21 protein-coding genes are annotated in these 19,318 nt (G+C 45.8%); 7 read left to right on the forward strand and 14 right to left on the reverse strand.

Translation table 11 applies throughout. From position 1 onward, the window contains the following. Positions 1-3: 3 nt before the first annotated feature. Positions 4-639 (reverse strand): YveK family protein, encoded by a 636-nt coding sequence (locus AC3B4V_RS08640; RefSeq protein WP_231884634.1) that lies wholly within the window; start codon positions 637-639, stop codon positions 4-6. Positions 640-977: 338 nt separating this feature from the next. On the opposite strand from AC3B4V_RS08640, the gene AC3B4V_RS08645 reads away from it, so the two are divergent. Together AC3B4V_RS08645 and AC3B4V_RS08650 are read left to right on the forward strand one after the other, a co-directional pair. Beyond that, positions 978-2,246, forward strand: a complete 1,269-nt coding sequence (locus AC3B4V_RS08645) for an O-antigen ligase family protein (protein ID WP_488378141.1) — start codon at positions 978-980, stop codon at positions 2,244-2,246. 28 nt (positions 2,247-2,274) lie between these two features. Continuing rightward, complete coding sequence (locus tag AC3B4V_RS08650) at positions 2,275-3,033, forward strand: homing endonuclease associated repeat-containing protein (RefSeq protein WP_029342637.1); 759 nt, start codon at positions 2,275-2,277, stop codon at positions 3,031-3,033. 64 nt (positions 3,034-3,097) lie between these two features. Here AC3B4V_RS08650 and AC3B4V_RS08655 read toward each other — a convergent pair whose 3' ends face one another. Next, positions 3,098-4,093 (reverse strand): ATP-grasp domain-containing protein, encoded by a 996-nt coding sequence (locus AC3B4V_RS08655; RefSeq protein WP_215147127.1) that lies wholly within the window; start codon positions 4,091-4,093, stop codon positions 3,098-3,100. A 16-nt stretch (positions 4,094-4,109) separates the two neighbouring features. Then, positions 4,110-4,634 (reverse strand): VanZ family protein, encoded by a 525-nt coding sequence (locus AC3B4V_RS08660; protein ID WP_488378142.1) that lies wholly within the window; start codon positions 4,632-4,634, stop codon positions 4,110-4,112. Between the two features lie 208 nt (positions 4,635-4,842). Here AC3B4V_RS08660 and AC3B4V_RS08665 point away from each other — a divergent pair, with 208 nt between their 5' ends. Further along, on the forward strand, positions 4,843-5,262 hold the full coding sequence (locus AC3B4V_RS08665) for a helix-turn-helix domain-containing protein (protein WP_488378143.1): 420 nt from the start codon (positions 4,843-4,845) through the stop codon (positions 5,260-5,262). A gap of 39 nt (positions 5,263-5,301) precedes the next feature. Here the strand turns inward: AC3B4V_RS08665 and AC3B4V_RS08670 are convergent, their stop codons facing one another. The 3 genes from AC3B4V_RS08670 to AC3B4V_RS08680 form a co-directional block, all read right to left on the reverse strand. Continuing rightward, on the reverse strand, positions 5,302-5,613 hold the full coding sequence (locus AC3B4V_RS08670; protein ID WP_488378144.1) for a hypothetical protein: 312 nt from the start codon (positions 5,611-5,613) through the stop codon (positions 5,302-5,304). A gap of 141 nt (positions 5,614-5,754) precedes the next feature. Next, on the reverse strand, positions 5,755-6,492 hold the full coding sequence (locus AC3B4V_RS08675) for a hypothetical protein (RefSeq protein ID WP_488378145.1): 738 nt from the start codon (positions 6,490-6,492) through the stop codon (positions 5,755-5,757). Beyond that, entirely contained in the window at positions 6,485-7,690 is a 1,206-nt protein-coding gene (locus tag AC3B4V_RS08680; RefSeq protein WP_488378146.1) for a hypothetical protein, read from the reverse strand. Before AC3B4V_RS08680 ends, AC3B4V_RS08675 begins: the two co-directional genes overlap by 8 nt. Positions 7,691-8,060: 370 nt before the next feature. On the opposite strand from AC3B4V_RS08680, the gene AC3B4V_RS08685 reads away from it, so the two are divergent. Next, positions 8,061-8,924, forward strand: a complete 864-nt coding sequence (locus tag AC3B4V_RS08685) for a helix-turn-helix domain-containing protein (RefSeq protein WP_488378147.1) — start codon at positions 8,061-8,063, stop codon at positions 8,922-8,924. A 17-nt stretch (positions 8,925-8,941) separates the two neighbouring features. On the opposite strand, the gene AC3B4V_RS08690 is transcribed toward AC3B4V_RS08685, so the two are convergent. Then, positions 8,942-9,376, reverse strand: a complete 435-nt coding sequence (locus AC3B4V_RS08690) for a hypothetical protein (protein WP_488378148.1) — start codon at positions 9,374-9,376, stop codon at positions 8,942-8,944. Positions 9,377-9,668: 292 nt separating this feature from the next. Then, positions 9,669-9,842, reverse strand: coding sequence for a hypothetical protein (locus tag AC3B4V_RS08695; protein ID WP_214805510.1), 174 nt, complete (start codon positions 9,840-9,842; stop codon positions 9,669-9,671). Between the two features lie 79 nt (positions 9,843-9,921). On the opposite strand from AC3B4V_RS08695, the gene AC3B4V_RS08700 reads away from it, so the two are divergent. Further along, the gene (locus tag AC3B4V_RS08700) at positions 9,922-10,503 is read left to right on the forward strand and encodes an LOG family protein (RefSeq protein WP_488378149.1); all 582 of its coding nucleotides are present in this window, start codon (positions 9,922-9,924) and stop codon (positions 10,501-10,503) included. Positions 10,504-10,652: 149 nt separating this feature from the next. On the opposite strand, the gene AC3B4V_RS08705 is transcribed toward AC3B4V_RS08700, so the two are convergent. The 3 genes from AC3B4V_RS08705 to AC3B4V_RS08715 all read right to left on the reverse strand — a co-directional run bounded on the left by AC3B4V_RS08705 (position 10,653) and on the right by AC3B4V_RS08715 (position 12,879). Beyond that, positions 10,653-11,606 (reverse strand): ABC transporter ATP-binding protein, encoded by a 954-nt coding sequence (locus tag AC3B4V_RS08705; RefSeq protein WP_214805514.1) that lies wholly within the window; start codon positions 11,604-11,606, stop codon positions 10,653-10,655. Between the two features lie 15 nt (positions 11,607-11,621). After that, positions 11,622-12,419, reverse strand: a complete 798-nt coding sequence (locus tag AC3B4V_RS08710; protein ID WP_230088492.1) for an ABC transporter permease — start codon at positions 12,417-12,419, stop codon at positions 11,622-11,624. Between the two features lie 337 nt (positions 12,420-12,756). Beyond that, positions 12,757-12,879, reverse strand: a complete 123-nt coding sequence (locus AC3B4V_RS08715) for a hypothetical protein (RefSeq protein WP_255359374.1) — start codon at positions 12,877-12,879, stop codon at positions 12,757-12,759. Between the two features lie 371 nt (positions 12,880-13,250). On the opposite strand from AC3B4V_RS08715, the gene AC3B4V_RS08720 reads away from it, so the two are divergent. Continuing rightward, positions 13,251-15,359 (forward strand): 5'-nucleotidase C-terminal domain-containing protein, encoded by a 2,109-nt coding sequence (locus tag AC3B4V_RS08720; protein ID WP_488378150.1) that lies wholly within the window; start codon positions 13,251-13,253, stop codon positions 15,357-15,359. Positions 15,360-15,419: 60 nt separating this feature from the next. Here AC3B4V_RS08720 and AC3B4V_RS08725 read toward each other — a convergent pair whose 3' ends face one another. Next, positions 15,420-16,856 carry an ankyrin repeat domain-containing protein gene (locus tag AC3B4V_RS08725; RefSeq protein ID WP_488378151.1) on the reverse strand — a complete coding sequence of 479 codons (1,437 nt, stop codon included), beginning with the start codon at positions 16,854-16,856 and terminating at the stop codon, positions 15,420-15,422. Between the two features lie 374 nt (positions 16,857-17,230). Here AC3B4V_RS08725 and AC3B4V_RS08730 point away from each other — a divergent pair, with 374 nt between their 5' ends. Then, positions 17,231-17,425: a hypothetical protein gene (locus AC3B4V_RS08730; RefSeq protein ID WP_488378152.1), complete on the forward strand. Its 195-nt coding sequence runs from the start codon at positions 17,231-17,233 to the stop codon at positions 17,423-17,425. Between the two features lie 52 nt (positions 17,426-17,477). Here AC3B4V_RS08730 and AC3B4V_RS08735 read toward each other — a convergent pair whose 3' ends face one another. Continuing rightward, positions 17,478-17,990, reverse strand: a complete 513-nt coding sequence (locus AC3B4V_RS08735) for a VanZ family protein (RefSeq protein WP_488378153.1) — start codon at positions 17,988-17,990, stop codon at positions 17,478-17,480. Between the two features lie 170 nt (positions 17,991-18,160). After that, positions 18,161-19,180, reverse strand: coding sequence for a Delta(5) desaturase DesA (desA, locus tag AC3B4V_RS08740; RefSeq protein WP_488378154.1), 1,020 nt, complete (start codon positions 19,178-19,180; stop codon positions 18,161-18,163). Positions 19,181-19,318: the final 138 nt, after the last annotated feature.

The following is a 19,318-nucleotide window of genomic DNA, read 5'->3' on the forward strand; positions in this document are numbered from 1 at the left end:
CTCTCATGAATGACTGCGGGGAATCGCTTTCGGATAACTATCAGTGGATTCGCGTGTCGCTTCCTTTTTGCTTAACGAGCGAGAATAAACGATCAAGAGTCCGAGCATCAGACCAAGGACGCCACCGATGCCTGTATTCATCAGAATGTTCGGTGACACGGGTTTCGTTGGAATCCGTGCGCTCGAGAACACTTCCGTCTTACTCGTGTTGATCAGTTGCGGGAGGTAATCCTGGAAGACTTCCGTCATCGTATTCGCCTGGATAGCTGCCTGCTCCGCTGAACGATCCTTGACGGATAAGGCGATGACTTGCGAATCGAGATTGCTCGAGACCGTCAGACGATCCGTCAAATCGAATAACCGCTTGTCGGTGACGTTCATCTTTTGGGCGACCTGATCGACGACCTCTGGGCTTCGTAGGATATCTTGATAGGTACTGACGAGTGTCGGCGTCGATGTCGCCTCTGCGTTCGCTTGAGGAACGACGAGGATGTAGGCTGTCGCCTCGTATGTCTTCGGGATGACATACGTGCTAAGCGCATATCCGGCTCCCGCAAAGAGAATCATGAAGAGTGCGAGTAACCACCAGCCGCGTCGGAGCGTCGTCAAATGATCTCCGAAGGTTTTTCTTTGATGCATCGAGCTCACTGTTGTTCACCTCTTTCTGACTTGACCGAATGGATGGACATTGGTTATGTCTACACCTTATTTCCAATCGGTTCCTAAAACAATTAGAGCTTGGTGGAAATGATTATATTTTTTTCGGTAGCTATCTCGCTTGCGTGACACTAGTTCACAGCATGAATTCATATCACGAAAAAAACGCGATTCACGAAAAAATGATCACGGTTTCCTTAATATTTTTTCATTTATCTGCATGATGTTTTGAAAGATAAGGGTAAATACCAATTTGATGATTAAAAAGTGCTTAAATCGGTAATAAGTCCTATATGAAGGGTGGATAGTCTTTAGAAATCATGTTAAAATCAGCCAATATACCCACATCGTTTGCCTTATCCATCCTAGTCGTTTGGATCATGCTCGATGCTTGGATTCGTCCCTTATCGTTTACGGACGAAGTGTTGCCGAAACAGTGGTCCCTTTGGTTGCTTCCCATCTATATCGTTCTGTTCAGCGTCTGTTGGTTCATTTTACGACCGTTCTATCGTGCCAATCGAGCGACTGGGCATCAAATTGTAATCATTTTTCTGATTTATCTGACATTTCATATCATTTTTTTCTTTTTTAACGCGAATACAGATCGTGTTCTCGCTTCGCTTTACCTCATCTCGACTTGGCTATTCGTTGGCATCGTCTCTTCGCTCTCGCGTACATCGATCGAACAATGGCAACGGCTTTTGTGTCACTTTCTTTATGGACAGGCCGTCTTTCTCGCTTCCTATGCCCTCATCGTCTCATTTGGTTCAGAGTATGTCCCGGTCGAAAACCTGCAATGGCTTCGGATCGGTCCCTTATCGTTTCCACAATTGTACGTCGGGGAACAAAGCTCATTCCTTCGCCTCGCTGGTCTGATGAACAATCCGAATACGTTTGCAGCGTGGCTTGTTCCAGGCGGACTGTTTGCTTGGTTCTATCTACTCAAACAGTTCCCACGTCGGCAAAGCTTTCTACATGCTGTTCTCCTCCTTCTCATCACCATCGCCCTACTTCGAAGTGGTTCGCAGACAGGAATCTATTCTTTTCTCCTCCTTGCTCTTTTGACGAGTATTCGAATGGTTGAAGGAACGAGACGCAGGATGCAGGTGACAGCATGTTACGTAACGGGAAGCTTGATTCTCCTAGCTGTTTTTGCGTTTCAAGGACTGCTTCCCCGTTTGCTCAGTCTCAACGGACGATTTACGCTTTGGCAAGCAGGATGGCGCGCTTCCACTGATTCGCTTTGGTTCGGACACGGGATTGGAAGTGCCCCACGCGGTCTGCAGGAACAACTGAACGAACAAGTTCTCTATACGTTCCACAGCACACCGATCACCCATCTTTATGAATTCGGACTCATCGGTTGTTTGCTGTACGGTGCAGTCTTTCTGTATCTGTTCTATCGACTGTTTCGGATTCAGACGACGGATCTCACGTTTCTCGCCCTGTTGCTTACTGGCTGGCTCGGACTACTTCAATTCACGGAAAGCATTCTCGTAAGACCGAGTGGATTTTATTTCATTTGGCTCAGTCTTCTCGCTTATACGTCGCTTCGTCGACTTCCACCTCACGACAGTACCCACACCTAGAGCACCTACACGAAAGGGGTATGACATCATGAAGAAATGGACAGAACAACAAGTCATCGATAGCCTAATCGAAGCTAGTATCGAATATCCCGCTCTCGACGCAAAGACGTATGCACGTTGGTCGATTGGAAAAGATATTCCGTCGATCACGACGATCATCAATGTATTCGGCTCTTGGCGTGAAGCACTCCAAGCGGCCGGTCTCTCATCGATTCGTCCGTACTTTTCAGATGAAGAGATCCTTGCTTTCATCAAGGAAGCATCAACACGCTTACACCCTTTCCATAGCAACAGCTACCGGGAATGGGCAAAGGCGAAACATGGACCATCCTTGACATTGATCAACTTACGTTTCGGTTCTTGGTCACGTGCGCTCGAAGAAGCACAGATCGAGATGACACGTTCCATCTCGATGACGGAAGAACGCATCATCACAGCCTTACTCGAAGCTTCCGATGTCCTCCCCCGTCTGACGACACAGACGTATGCCATTTGGGCACAGGAAAATGGACATCCGACAGTCGCGACGATTGCCCGTAAATACGGTTCATGGGCAGATGCCCTCGCTTGCCTCGACATCGCACCGCCTCGCCGGAAATGGGTCGAAGAAGATGTCCTTGAAGCACTGCGGCAGGCGCAAGAAGAATTACCTTCCCTCAGTATCATTCATTACCGGAAATGGGCAGAAGGTCGCTCGGTTCCGAGTACCTCGACGATCAACGCCCTCTTCGGTAGCTGGACCTCCGCCGTGCAATGCCTCAAGCGTGCACGCGTCTCTCTTTCTTGATTCTGCTCTTCTACCTAAAAGGAGTGACCCGGTATCACTACCAGGTCACTCCTTTTTCGCGCGCTTATGGTTTTTTAATTTGCTCAAGCAGAGACGCAGGCAACAGCGTCACCGTGTCGTGTTTCAATAAATAGATGTCTTCCGCATAAGCTCCGATGCGTCGGGAATTACGTTGTCCCTGCAGATTGTTTCGGATCGCTTTCGGAAAATTGACGCCGCATTCATAAGCATGTGGATATCCCCCACCGAATCGCGGATTGATCTCTGATAAGTAGAGCGTTCCGTCAACATCAAACAGGTCGAAATCAAGCGGACCGACAAGACCGGTTCCATGTAAAACGTGCTCGACCAGTTCAAAGACATCGTCGCGTTTGATGGAGCGACTCTTATCCGTTTCCCCTGCACGCATGACGAGTTTCTCCTTAATGAAGATATCCGTCACTTCATGCGTCAACCAGTCGACATAGACGTCAACACCGAGCTCCTGCCCTCTTAAGTATTCTTGAATCAATAAATCCGGATGAACAGCAAACAGTCCTTCAACGACTTCAAGAGAGGAGACCGCCTGAACATGGAGACTGGCACTCCCATTGCGTGGTTTGACGAAGACCGGGAACTGGACCTCCCCTTGCGCAAGTGCGCTCCGGAATGCTTCGAGCGTCACATATGTCCGCGCATGCGCAATCCCTTCCGCGACACAGTACGTATACATCGCGTATTTGTCGAAACAGAGACGACAGGCATCCATCGGTGAGACGAGGACCGTGACACCGATTGCTTCAAACCGTTCCGCCGCCGCTGCGAGCAATTCCAGTTCAGGATCAATCAATGACAAGAGCGCCGTCACCTGTTCGCGCTGACACAACTCTAGCAAATGATCGATATAATCCGGTGCATCGATGCAGGGAACGAGATGATGGCGTTCTGTCATATAGAGACCCGGTGCGAGTGAACTACAATCCGCAGTACTGACGTGACCGTCCGGCATCTCACGGACGAAATACTCGACTAGCTTCGTCCGGCGACCGACGCTCGTCATCAACAAATGGGAAGTCTTCATAGGGCAGTCTCCTTCGTTAAAAGTGATGCCTGTTCTTTTCGTGCTGGAAGGAAACACTTCCTGCTTGGCGTCGTACTTTTTTCCTATAGATGAGGATATAACATCCGATTCCAATCAAGGCGCCAGTTCCATCGAGTAAGACGTCTTGGATGAGTCCCGTCCGGTCCCCTGTCAAGATTTGATGAAATTCATCAAAGACAGCGACCATGATCGCTAACGAATAGGCAAACAAGACGGCAAGTCCTGGTGTCAGACGACGACGTGTCAAATCAATCAATCCGATCCCTAATACGAGAAATGTCGAGACATGGGCAGCTTTTCGGATGAAAAACTCAATGAAGCCACTTCGTCCAAGGGCAGCGACACTAACTTCTCCATGATAGGAAAAGGAGATGAAACGCAGATGATCGACGAATCCTAACGGAATGAATCGCGATAACCCTGGTTTGATGGATTGCGCTTGATACGGCATCGAACTTGAGATGAAGAGGATTAACAGGATGGCGAGCACGATATAGCCCGACCATGTGATTTTTTTCATAAAAACGCTCCTTTTTTGAATATCGTCTTAGGATAGCACGTTCCAGAAAAATAAGGATATTTAGTATTAAATTTATTTTACTATTTTAATCCATATATTTTTTTCGCTTCCTTTAAAAACTAATATTTACATTTATGAGGTTTCTTTTATAATTATAATGGTTAATTAGTACTATACACGATGACCCGAAGAATAGGAGTGGAGTGCCATGAATCGTGCACTGGGTAAGAAAATCATGCAATTGCGTAAACAACACAAGTATACTCAAAAGTTTTTAGCTGAACGGTGTGGGGAAACAGCAACGGACATCTCCGCTTACGAACGTGGTCAGCGCATGCCCTCTCCTCAAGTCTTGGAACGACTAGCACTTGCCTTAGACACGACGATCATTGATCTTATTGATCCGAAATATGTACAGCATCCGTCATTGAACGAGTTCATGCAACAAGCGCTTGAACCGACGCAACCGCTTGATCTAAAGCTCATTCTCGAGGATCTGCTCGTGCATCTTAGTTTGTCGAAAGAAATTTATTTCGACGGTCGCTTGGTAGCCCAAACCGTCCGGGACGAGATGGCAACATCGATTGATCAAGCGTTGAAGCGTGGTCTCGCCTCGATTGAAGCCTGACAAAAAAAGGTACCGGAAATCACATTCCGGTACCTTTTTCTATTCGGTTTGGACGATATGGTTGATGTACAATTGTCCTTCTTCATATGTCGCCTCCAACAACTGACGAAAAAACGTGTTCTCACTCGTTTTCTCGGATACGAATACGCGTGCGTAGCGCTGATGCGCCTGCGCGAGTACGCTGAATTTCAGGGTACGGACCGGTGAAGAGAAGAACAATTGTCGACCGGGATGTCCAAAGGCGTCAGTTGCTTTCGATTCTTCTAAGAAGTGAAAAGATTCGTCTGGAAACAAGGTCTCAATGAACGATAGACAGCTTTGCTGAAAGGTACTTCCGCTCTGATTTTCCATGATGTGCCCGGCTCCTCTTTCTCATGATGTACTTCGAATCGTGAAAAGGAAACTACTCTATCACATTACCCAGTCTTTAGACCTATCCAAACCAGTATATTACATATATTTTTAATTGTATCGTTAAATTATATTATTCGACTACTGTTTTTCGAATTCCAGTACCAGCATCGTTTTTCCTTCATACAAAAATTGTCCATGATAGCGTGATAACATCGCAAATTCAAACAACGTGTTTGGTTCGTATAGATATTCGACCGCATAACTGACCTTTTCCTCTTTCCCCGATTTGAGGTAGGCGTTAAACAATAAACGTTCGCCATCGACTTGATAGCCATAAAACAGCAACGTCTTTTGAAAACGTCGCGTCGCAATCGGATGCGCCATCGATTTTAGATGATCGACACGATACAAGGACACGAGCAGTCGTCCACTTGGTCGTAGCAATTGACGGATGTTGCGGAAGAACAACAGCAGCTCCCCACGCGTATAACGTAAAATCGTCGTTCCCGGTAAGATGATCCGGTCAAAGTACTCAGGACCGACGACGTCCGTCACGTCATGACTCCAGCCGTAAATCTTATGTTGATACTTCTCTGCAATCTGTTTCGTCCGTGCAGCTTCCGGTTCGATCAGATAAAGATCATACCCTTCATCCGATAAGAGATTGAAGAGCGCCGGATCAAACGTTCCATGAAACAGGATCCGCTCTCCTTTTCGTAAATAACGTCGATACAGCATCAACTCATCGACCTCAGTTAACTGTTGCGCTTCCTGATACAGTTGACCGAATCGTTCATCTGCCTGAACATGATTCAGCACCTCGACGCGCGAGTAGCTCCCTTTACGCAAGAATGGACCAAATAAGACATCACCCATGATACATCAACTCCTTGTAGTGCTGAATCGCTTCTGCATAATCTGCGCCGAGTCGCTCCGGTAATATGTCGAACTGTTCCTTTTGATCCGCTTCGAGAATCCAGAGGAATGCTTCGTTCGTCTCAAATAAACGTAACGTCGTCCGGTCGAACGCAAAACAGCCTTCCTCGTTTTGAATGCCGATTAACGTCAACGGTCCGATCCGCCCGGATGTCCGAGGTAATTCGAGATCAGAGTACGGTGTGATGAAACGACTCGTTCCCTGAAACGTTCCGGCAAGTTGATACAGCAACGGAAACAGCTCTAATTCAGTTTGTGATGCCAGCGCGTCAGGTTGAGGTTGCTGCTCCCAGAAAGACTCGATATCAACGGATAGGTCTGCGCTCAACTGAATCGTCTTCTGTCGATCGGCGTAAATCCCGTCCGCAAAGAAGAACAGTCGATGCGAGACGCGCAATCCACTTAACGTCGCATAATCGAGGATCCCTATCGATTGTTCATTTTGAATCCGTCCCGTTTGTTGCCAGTCCACTAATCGCTCTGATAGCGCGTCACGCGATAAGACTGTTAGTTGCGAATCAAGCGAGGGCGAGAGACGATCGGAAAACGTCAACAGAATCGGTGTCCGGCTCATCAGTTCGATGATCGGTAGGTCGTGGCGCATCGGATGATCAAAATAGATGACACTGTTGATCGTCATCGCATGGAAATTGCTTGCCGGAATCTTCTCCAGTAATGAGCTGTCCTCGATGTAGACATGACGTAACGGTTGCGGATGATGTGGTACCGACGCTGGGTACACACCTGTCATCAATGAGAGGAGCGAATGATGGACAGCTGGAACGGATGCAGAAGCAGACATGTCTTCCTGCGGCAAGAAGAGACCATTCAGGAAATCCGGTTGTCCGAACAAGACTTCTCCATTTGGACGAATCAAGTGGAATTGGACATGCAACATCTCGTGTTGCAAATACGCGACGAGTCGCAATGTCCGTTCGCCTTCCCCTTGGAGGACGAAGACGTAATGCTCATACTCCTGAAAATCCATATAATCGAGTAAATCATGGAACGTATGTGTGTCGTAATCAAACGCGTCGAGCGAGATACGGTGCGTTTCACAAAACGTCTGCAGATCGAGCGATGGTAGAGAACGTTGCAGCCAGCCGTCTTGTTCTGATAAAAGCGATAATCCGATCATGTCCTCTCTCCTTTCTCATCAAATGATTGAAAAAAGGGCTTCATTCTAATAGCCGAATGAAGTCCTTTTGTGTGGATTAAGCCGATTTAACATTTGCCTTAGGTTTCGTAGCAGTCCGGTCCATTTCCCGATGAGCGAGGGGGGCGACGGAGACGGTAGCAGGATTGAGACACCAAGCGCATGAAGTCATGTTACGTCGCGTTTCTTTTAAGATGAGTGTCATGGGTGTACCCCTTTCTGAATCAAGTGAGATGGTCGTTGAAACATTGATACGAAATCAAGTAAATCAGTAGTATCTAGTTCGGTTCGCTTCTATAATAGAAGTTGGTACCCTATATCAGTTCAATCTCCACGAAAGGACGAGGAGCCGATGGATCAATTCATGTCACCGCAAATCGGCTTAGCATTACGCCGACTGCGGAAGAAACATAATCTGACACAAAAGGATTTAGCGAACGGAATTTGCAGTCAAGCAGAGATCAGTAAGATTGAGAGTGGCACACATTCACCGACGGTCGAATTGCTGTATGCGTTATCGCGTCGATTACAGGTGCCAATGACACTTTTTTTAAGTGAACATAGCTCGGTAGAATCTCTTCGAATCATAGACGATGAGCTTTTAACAAAATTTCAAAATAACGATCATATGGAGATATACAAATTATCTAAGAAGCAAATGGAATTAATCAATCCTAACAGTGAATTAGCAGCATTGTACTCTTATTACATGCACTTAAGCGCTGTTAAGATAGGTAAAATCGATTATCGAACCTGTGTCGTTGAACTTCAGAGATTATCCGAAAAATGTATTAAATTTTTCTATTCACCAAGAATGATCTTTCGTATAAAGTCTGCTATTGCTACGATGTATTATGAAAACGATAATCTAAATCACGGTTTTAAAGCTTACGAAGATTTACTTTCTTTAAGCTATGATAGTGATGAATTGCTTGTTGAAAAAATACGACTTCTTTACAACGTATCCAAAGTACTAGTTGCTATGAAAAAGAACGAGGAAGCTTTAAAGTATGTCGAAGACGGAATTTATCTGAGTCTTCGTTTTAAAGACATGTCTCTTTTAGGGCAACTATATTACCAAAAGGCTTATGCATTAGAAATGATTGATCCTTTAAATTCTGCTTGTAGAGAAGCCTATTCAAAGGCGTATACATTATTCGATATTTTAGGAATGAATGAATATAAACAAATACTAGTCACGAATAATAAAGTATAGCCCTTTCGTAGTTATTATTAGCGTGCTTGAACATACTCCCCTGGGAGAAGGTCTTTATTACCAGCGACGTTCTTCACTGAATATTCGCCTGGAAGAAGATCTTTCGCAAGGTTCTTCACTGAATATTCGCCTGGAAGAAGGTCTTTCGCAACGTTCTTCATTGAATATTCGCCTGGAAGAAGGTCTTTCGCAACGTTCTTCACTGAATATTCGCCTGGAAGAAGATCTTTCGCAAGGTTCTTCACTGAATATTCGCCCGGAAGGAGGTCCTTCGCAAGATTTTTCACTGAATATTCGCCCGGAAGGAGGTCCTTCGCAAGATTTTTCACTGAATATTCGCCCGGCAAGAGGTCTTTTGCAACTTGTGTAGTGTTATTTGATACTGACACACCAAGTCCTAATACTAATAAAGCACTTGTGCTTGCTACGACTAATTTATTTTTCAAGTTCATTTAAATAACCTCCTATTATTTTTCGTATGGCTTCGTAACAACATCATATAACCTTAGACCCCCTCTGAATATTCGAATACGAATAATTATGGTATTTTACACATTATTTTCACTTTCTATGACTTTCGACTCGAGTCATATGTCCTGAATACTGTGTGTTTTTTACAAATCATCCATCAATGTGTCGAACTTGTGTATGAAAATAGATTTTTTTGAATATTCCATCATTATGAAATTCCATAACAGATAAAAAGAGAGCTCATCCAACTCCTACGAGTCGAACGAGCTCTCTTTATTTTGAGGATTGTCGTAACGCAATGACGTAAAAGATACCGAGGATGACAATCACACCTAGTAGTATTGAACTAATCGTCGTTCGTGTCGACGTATCCGGCATCCATATCCCAAGTCCTAAATTGATTGCTGCGATAATTAGGACGAGCCAAACAATCGTACGTGGTCGCATATCGATCTCCTTTCTGGTCTACTCTGCCGTCCGATCACCGAATATGCTATGGTGAAGATAACGAAGGAGGTTCTGTTTCATGAATAGACTTGCTGTATTTTGTGGTTCCAAAGATGGTGCTCACCCAGTCTTTCGCGAGGAAGCGGGTACGCTTGGTCAAACGCTCGCCGCGCGCGGCATCGGACTCGTATACGGCGGTTCCCGCGTTGGGACGATGGGCGCTGTTGCGGACGCTACGCTCGCTGCTCAAGGTCAGGCCATCGGTGTCTTACCTCATTTTCTACAAGAAAAGGAACTTGCCCACCCTGGACTGACTGAACTGCATCTCGTTCACTCGATGCACGAGCGAAAAGCGAAGATGTCAGAACTCGCTGACGGCTTCATCATTCTTCCGGGTGGTCCCGGTACGATGGAGGAATTTTTTGAAGTCTTTACGTGGGCGCAACTCGGTCTACACGAAAAGCCGTGTGGTGTACTCAACATCGAAGGATACTATGATCCCTTAATCACCCTATTTGACACGATGGAACGTCAAGGATTCCTGATTCCGGAACACCGTGCGATGCTGATCGTCGAGTCAAATCCTGATTGTCTCCTTGAACGCTTCGCGACGTATGAAGCTCCCCATGTCAAAACCTATATGGATCGCTCACAAACCTGATGCAAACGGAGTCTTTGACTCCGTTTTTTTGTATGGATGCTTAACTCTTCCGATTCTACTTCTCTCTCGTTACTCATTTTCTCTACACTGACGTAAGAATCCTACTTTACCGCACAAAAAAACCAGATGCGCATGCACCTGGCTTAACATTAAAAGAACTTCAAGATTGCATCACTGAGATTCGTCAAAGACGGTGTCTCATCAATGACCATCAAACTCCCGGCTGCAAGGACGAGTAACCCAAGACCTGATAAAATCCACCCTGGATGTTTGACCGTGTCCTCTGAGTCCGTGTTTTCTTTACCCGATCGCGCATTCGCTGCTTGTTCTTTCAAGCGATCGCGACGGTATTGATGCTGTTCCTCTTTCGACCACTTCTTATACTCTGCGAGGAACTTCTTATACTCCGGTAAGACATCCTTCGTCGTTCCGTCGAGGCGGACTTGACCGTACTCGAGCCAGACGACCCGCTCACAGAAGCTCTTGATTTGCGAGAGCGAGTGACTGACGAAGATGATTGTCTTCCCTTCCTCCTTGAATTCGTTCATCTTATCGATACAGCGGTTGTAGAAAGTTTGGTCCCCGACCGATAACGCTTCATCGACGATCAGGATATCAGCGTCGACATTGACCGCGATCGCGAAGCCGAGACGCGACTTCATCCCACTCGAGTACTTCTTGATTGGCTGATCGATGAAGTCACCGATATCCGCGAAATCGATGATGCCGGGCATCCGACGCTCGATTTCCGCATCATCCATCCCGAGCATGAGACACTTCAAGCGAATGTTCTCCCGCCCCGTCAGGACGTTCTTCAAACCTTGTGAAACAGCGATGATCGCAACTTCACCATTGATCGCGACGTCTCCTTCGTTTGCATAGATGATGCCTGAGATCAAGTTCGATAACGTCGATTTACCAGATCCATTGATACCGACGAGTCCGACGACTTCTCCCGATCCGATCTCGAGCGAGACATCGCGTAGTGCAGTGAATGTTTTAACGCTCTTGCTTTGATTCTTGAACAAGAGCTTGAATTTTTCTTTCGTAGTCGTGACCATGTCGAAGCGTTTCGTGACATGGTCGAGTTTAATCATAGACATGGCGATTTCCTTCCCTTAGACGAGCTCAGTGAATGATTTACGGAACTTGATGTGCAAGAATGTTCCCGCTGTGAACAACAGGAGTGTCACACTCCAGAAATACAGACCGGTCGGCCACTCCTGCCAGACCCAATGCCCTCCGAGCAAGCTTGCTCGGTATCCCTCGACGAGATAAAAGACCGGGTTCAAACGAAGGACGCCGTGTAAGAAGTCCGGGAACCGTTCAATGTTCCAGAGGATCGGTGTCATATAAAAGAGCATCCGCATCATCGATTGCAAGAAGAGCTGAATGTCCTTGACGAGTGTGATGAGTGTTGAAAAACAAAGTGAGAACGCATAGACGAAAATGTACGTCGCGATCATATAATACGGCAACTGAAGTAACTTCCATGTAATCGGGATACCGTTTGCGATAATGACGATGAAGACGATCAAGAGCATCGCGAAATGTTGATACATCCGCGATAGGATGACATACGATGGAATCGCGCTCATCGGGAAACGCATCTTCGTCACCATTGCGAGACGACTATTGATCGAGTTCGAGCCACGAAGTAACGCGTCATTGATGAAGAACCAAACGACGATTCCGCAAAGGAGCCAGACGATGAATGGAATGTCACCATCCACGTTTTTATTTCCTTTAAGACCGACACCGAAGACGAACCAATAGATGAAGATTTGGAGACCCGGATTGAGGAGCTCCCATAAAAGGCCAAGGCGTTGTTCTGCATGCGCTGATTTGATTTCATATCGCGCCAACCGGCGAATCAAGGGGAAATTCTCCACCTGTTCCCGGATGATACTTCTCATTTCTTTCAGCATAAGTGTAAGTTCCTTCCGATTCATGATACATGTATTTTATTTTCATATTCGTTGATTCCACTCAAAAAAAGACAGATGCCGTCCGCGATTGCTCAAACGAACGCTCTCTCCGCGTGAACGGGTCCTTGCCCGGTCGATTCTGACTCGCCTCCTTCGTCCACTCATTCGTGCATGGCAGAAGCAATACTTCCTATATACACTTAATCAATTCTAGCTATCGTGAAAAAGCGTGTCAATGTATTGGACGAACCGACACCAAACTGTAGTTTTTCAGGCACGACAAAAACCGGCGGGTCCACCACCGGTCATCTCCTAGTTTGTTTCCTTACGCATGATTAAAATGTGGAAACTCAATCGTCGTCGGTGGTGATGCGAGCCCCCATACGAGGAGGACGGTGATCACACAAATAATGCCGACGAGGACACCGCCTCGAATCGTATCATTCATCTATCGTTGCCTCTTTTCATCCGAACTGTCTGCATACTGATATCATACAATATTTAGCAATTCAGGACCACTAAAAAATCGACATTTAATGGTAATGTTTAACGATTGGTAATATTCTTTCGTTTCATTTTTATTTGAGACAAGATATAATGAAAGCGTTATCATTTATCTTTGAAGACGAACGTTCGGATTCTAAAGCTTACGAACAAACGACTTCCGTGGGTTGTCTTGTCGTCGGACCTAAGAATTTACGTTATTTACAAAAGGTTCATCCCACGAAGCTTTCCGAACCCTTTATAGTAGAAGAAGAGGTCAACGATCGCATCGCGACCTTGCATTCATACCCCACTCTTGAAGGAGGATTTTTACGTATGTACAAATCAAAACCGCTTTACGCGGCAGCTGTTGCTGTCGCCTTGACGACATCGGCAATCGTGCCAGTTGCTCAAACGACAGTTTCGGCTGCAACGCATGTTAAAGTCAAAACGGTCAAACTCAAGTCACTCGTCTTCACGAAAGGTGCTCCGGTCAAACTCCCTGCTACATATAAAGGTGAGAAGATCACGTGGAAATCTTACGATCGCCACGTGTTCAACCGTTATCAAACGGTCAAAGGCACATACGGTAAGAAAAAGAATCCGATTGAAGTCAAAATCTATATTCAGAACTACGCAGTAAAGATCATTGAAAAAGTGGAAGCTCAAACGATCTATGTCGATCAAAAGCCAGAATTACCAAAAACACTAGGCATTCTTTATGCAACAGGTCGCATTCAAGACAAACCTGTCCGGTGGTCGAAGGTCGATACGAGCGAAGCGGGTGTGAAATATGCGGTCGCAAGTTATACACGTCTCGGAAAAACAGTCACATTAAAAGCTAAGATCACAGTGCTCGACGTCAACACGGATGACTTCTCGATTGGTTTAATGCATACGAACGATACACATGCAAACCTCGATGATGCACCAAAGAGAGCAACGGTCATTAAACAATTAAGATCGTCTTATCGAGCAGAAGGTATTCCTTCTCTACTTCTTGATGCTGGTGACGTTTTCTCGGGATCACTCTACTTCAACAAGTTCCTTGGTCAAGCTGATCTTGAACTGATGAACTACATGAAGTACGACATGATGACATTCGGTAACCACGAGTTTGATCTCGGCGATACAGATAACAACATTGCTTTGAAAAACTTCGTCACGAAAGCACGATTCCCGTTCATCACGGCGAACGTCGACTTCAGTAAAAACGAACTCTTCAACGGTCTGCAAAAGAAAACGATCACAGCCGGACCAGAGCGTGGCAAAATCTATCAAGGAATCATCAAGGAATATAAAGGACAAAAAATCGGCTTCTTCGGTTTAACGACAGAAGAAACGGCTGATATTGCAAGCCCAGGCACGGTGGCGTTCGCGAACTATATCGCTAGTGCTAAAGAAGCTGTTAAAAAACTTGAAGATCGCGGTGTAAATAAGATTGTTGCGTTGACACACATTGGTTTTGACGATAACGAAGCTGTTGATAATGATAAATTATTAGCTAAAAATGTTGAGGGGATTGACGTTATTATCGGCGGTCACTCTCATACACAATTAGACTCTCCAGTCATTTTTGATAGTGAAAACACGCCAGGAAAGAAAGATACAACATTAGTCGCGCAGGCATTCCAGTATGGCAAATTCCTAGGTAACTTAAACTTAACGTTTGATTATAAAGGACAACTCACAGATTATAAAGGATCATTAATTGAAGTCGGAAAAGCAGAAGCAGATGTGGAAGCTGCTAAAATCCTTAAACCGTATGCCGATCAAATCGCTGAGTTGAAAAATGAAGAAGTTGGCGCAAATATCGTCAATGCTTTACCAAATCCTCGCGTCAAAGGTGAGAACTTGATCAGCGTTCGTAATAGCGAAACAGCGCTTGGTAACTTGATCACAGACGGTATGCTCAAAAAAGCGAAGGAGTATAATCCAGAGACAGTCATCGCAATGCAAAACGGTGGAGGTATCCGTGAAGCAATTGATGCCGGTCCACTTACAGTCGGTGAGGTCTTGACGACGCTACCGTTCGGTAACACACTCGCAACAGTCAAATTGACTGGTACAGAGATCAAAGAATTGCTTGAAATCAGCGTTGGTGTTGCACCTGTCGAAAACGGCGGTTTCCTACATGTTTCTGGTATGAAATTCGAATATGATAGCACAAAAGCTAAAGGTGAGCGTGTCACGAAAATGGAAGTCAAAAATGGTGACACGTACGATCTTATTGATCCAGCAAAAACGTATGTCATCGCAACGAATGCATTCACAGCTAAAGGTGGGGACGGTCTGACTACATTTAAGACTGCCTATGAAAACAACCGCGTCACAGACCTTGGTCTCTCAGATTGGGAAAACCTACGTGATTATGCAAAATCACTTGGTCAAGTCGATTACAAAATCGAAGGTCGCATCGTCGATACGTCAAAACTTCCAAACTAATACGAACAAAAACAACCGCAGGTCTTCTCGATTCGTTCGAGAGAGCCTGCGGTTGTTTTATTATAGTGTCTGCGCTGAGTTTTGCTTCAACAGCTCAATGATTTCATCAAGTTCATACTCTTGCGCCAACATGAGTGGCGTGAAGCCATCTGCGTTTTTTATCGATGGATCAGCACCATGCTCGAGTAAGAGCTTGACGGTCTCTTTCCCTTCCCCTTCAATAGCATGATGCAGAGGCGTGAACTTGTCGGCATCTTGTTGATTGACCTTTTCGCCTCGTTTCAAGTACAGGTCGACGAGCTCATCATTGTTACTAAAGACTGCCGTAATGAACGGTCGCTCGCCGAACTCATTGACAGCATCGACATCACTGCCCGCTGCAAGCAATTCCTTGAAGACCGATTCGAGTCCCGTGCTCGATTTCCGGTATCCGAGATAATGCAACGCCGTATCGCCATCGGCATCGACTGCCTTCATATCACTTTCCGGAATCAATCGATGAATGTCTTCGAGTTTCCCTTTTTGAATCGCTGCCATCAACGCTGTCTCGTTGAGATCCTGACCATTTGTCTTCGCCGTGACGTTCTCGTCACTCGCTTCTTTTTTTGCCTCAATCGCTCCTCCGTCTAACAACATACCTGCAGTCGTACCGACGAGGAACAATGCGAGTAGAATGCTACCTGCGACGACGAAGCCTTGACCATATCGAAAGAGTGGGCGCGGACGTTCGATTGGCTCACCCGTTAAGAGCAACCGTTCGAGTAAAGAAAGTTCGGTTCGTAACGCTTCATACAATAAGATGGAAAACGTCCGCTGTTGCCGTTTCTCGTCGATATAGCCCCCTATCTCTGTCGTTGCTAGGAGTGTTGGTCCGAGCACATCCTCAAACATGGCTTGTCGCGCGTACACGGGTGAAACAAGGGGTAGCACCATCTGATGACGGGTCCGAGCACATGCCCGCATGTAAGCCGGACGTAAAAACGGGACCCAGCTCCCGATCCACAGTAGAATTTGCTTTTCCTGATGGTTACGCTTGATCCGCGCTAGTTCAAGCAAGAGTCGAAAACGCCGCGTCTCGCTCAATTCTTGATACGTCGCCGGAAGAACAATTAAGTATTTTTGAAATAAACCGATGACGTAAGGTCGCTCCGTGTCATCTCGGAAGTAGATTTCCGGGACACGCCACAGTTGCAATTGTTCTGCATGCTTAGCGACTTGCGCAACTGTTTCCGGATATTGTTCAGCGCTCAATCGAACACTTTCACTTCGAATCCGGGACACGCGATACCATTGGCGCATCCATAACAGGCACAGGATACTGAGCATCACCAGGAGAGCATAGATACCAATTTTCGCCGTTTCAAACACCAATCCGATAATCCCTCCGACCGTCAGAATTGAAACCGTTAATAACAGGCTGAAATAAACCGTCTCTCTCCGTGTCACGGCCGTTCTGATTCGACGTGCTTGATCGATTCGTTCATTCTTCTGCTCCATAAGTCACCTCCTTGCTTTCACGTTTTACCTACCTCTTCTTATCTTACCGGTAATTCCCTTGAAGTTCCAAGGGAATCCTTTCCTAACATACCAAAAAAGTTTTCTGACAACTTATATTTTAAGTGTACCAATGATAACGAAATTATCTTACCTTATTATTCATTTAATCTGGAATAAAATTTCAAACAATATATTAATCAGCTATTTTTATTGATTTATCAGCATTTACACGCAATTCACACAATAAATCAACCTGCCATTTGGACCATTAACTTTTTGTTGATAGGTGGTACAATAGTCACTTTTTTATATTGCAGAAAAATTTGGAATACCATATAATAACTAACAGGAAGAAGATTATGGGAGTGAATAATTTGGGATTATTTAATTTAATCAAAAAAGACTATACGGTCCAGTATCAAGTATTACGCGGAGATGAAATCATCGATACGGATCGATTGAACGTTCGAGCTAGCGATCATACGACAGCACGAAAAAAAGCCGACAACATGTTAAGAAAAGAATTCGGACGCACTCAGTACAAAATCGAGTGGGTACAACGATTCTAATCGCTAAAATAACCCATCGCCTCAGTCGTATGATTGAGACGATGGGTTATTTTCATGCCTGCTGTTTTTCTTGTTCGCGAACGATCTGATCTGCTTTTAGATATAGTCGCATCATTGTATACAACAGGATACCGACGAGTGCTCCACTGCCATCAATCAATACGTCACCGACGAGTGGGGTTCGTCCGCCCGTCAATAACTGATGAAATTCATCTAAGACACCAATCGTCATCGCGGTCGTAAAAGCGAAAAACGCAGCTGGTATCGCCGCATATCCGCGGTCTCGCAAGAGATGAACGAAGCTGATGCCGAGAATGAAGAACAAGCCGGCATGCATCCCCTTCCGGATGAAAAACTCAAGAAAAGCAGCCGGTCCAAGTGACGCGACGCTAATCGGAACTTCGTAGTGGAAGGACACGAACGAGAAGGCATAGACCCAGTCGAGCGGAATATGGCTCGTCAAAAACGGAATAAGCGATTGTTGCTGATACGTCATCGAACTAAAGACGAACAAGGAAAGTAAGATGGCTCCTCCTATATAAGCGGCAATCGGTATACGGCGCATCATGCACTCCCCTTTCTATTCGTTCATCCTAACACGGATGAATCGGATGGGCATACGCCATAAGACGGACCTATTTCTTCAATGATACCATGAAGTACATTCAAATTACTTTTTTTGGAAATAAAAACGTATCAAAAAACACCCCATCCAAGTGGACGAGGTGCAGTTCCTTACAACGATGACGTCTTTGGTTCGCGTAAGAGGTGTTTGATGTCATGGAACGTCACGAACGTTCTGTTCTTCGCATCGTATAGTTTATAGCGAAGCGACTTCAGGCTCGAGAATAAACCGATCTTCGTCGCCTTCTGAAGTGGTGGTGTCGAGACATGCGCTTTTTCGAGATGATAGTTCGGGACGCGCGGGCTGAGATGGTGGACATGATGGAAGCCAATGTTTCCTGTCACCCATTGTAAGACCTTCGGCAACTCGTAATACGAACTACCTTCGATTGCCGCCTTGACGTAATCCCATTCACTCTCATCCTCGAAGTACGAGTCTTCGAACGTATGTTGAACGTAGAATAACCAGATTCCAAGGACGCCTGCTGTGAACATCGTCGTTCCTTGGATGATCAAGAAGGCTTGCCAGCCGATGAAGTAAATCAGGATACCGTACAGGACGATAAGCGACGCATTGATGACATGTGTGTTGATGCGTTCTTTTTTACGAGCATCCTTCCGGTTGAAGCGGCTCGAGACGAGAATCAATAAGAGCGGTCCAAGACCGAACATGACGAGTGGATTCCGGTACAGACGATACTTGAGACGTGTGAAGCGTGACGCTTCGATGTACTCTTCAATCGTCATAACCCAGATGTCACCGACGCCACGCTTATCGAGATTTCCACTTGATGCGTGGTGGATCGAATGCTCTCGCTTCCATTTCTCATACGGGAATAACGTCAAAATTCCGGTGATCGTTCCGACGACAGCATTCGCTTTCTTATTCTTGAAGAATGAACCGTGCGTACAATCATGGAAGATGATGAACATCCGGACGACGAATCCAGCGGCGAGGATCGCCAAAGGAATCGCGAGAAACACAGATAGCTTCAGGGCCTGATATGCCAGAAACCATAGGACGAGAAATGGCAGGATCGTGTTGATCATCTGCCGGACGCTGGCTTTGATGTCCGCCTTTTCAAACGGCGACACATGTTTGCGCAGCTGGGCAATCTTTTCTTTACTCATAGTGGTGCTTCCTCCTCGGGTTGTTTCAGCGTTCACGACGCTAAGTAAAATAGTGAAACTAAAATATGAAACCAGTGAGCGGTGGTCGTGACGGTGCCTCTACAACACGATTTAAAAGCGGCACTCTAATTGTTTAGC

This window comes from Exiguobacterium sp. E17S, from assembly GCF_057772545.1.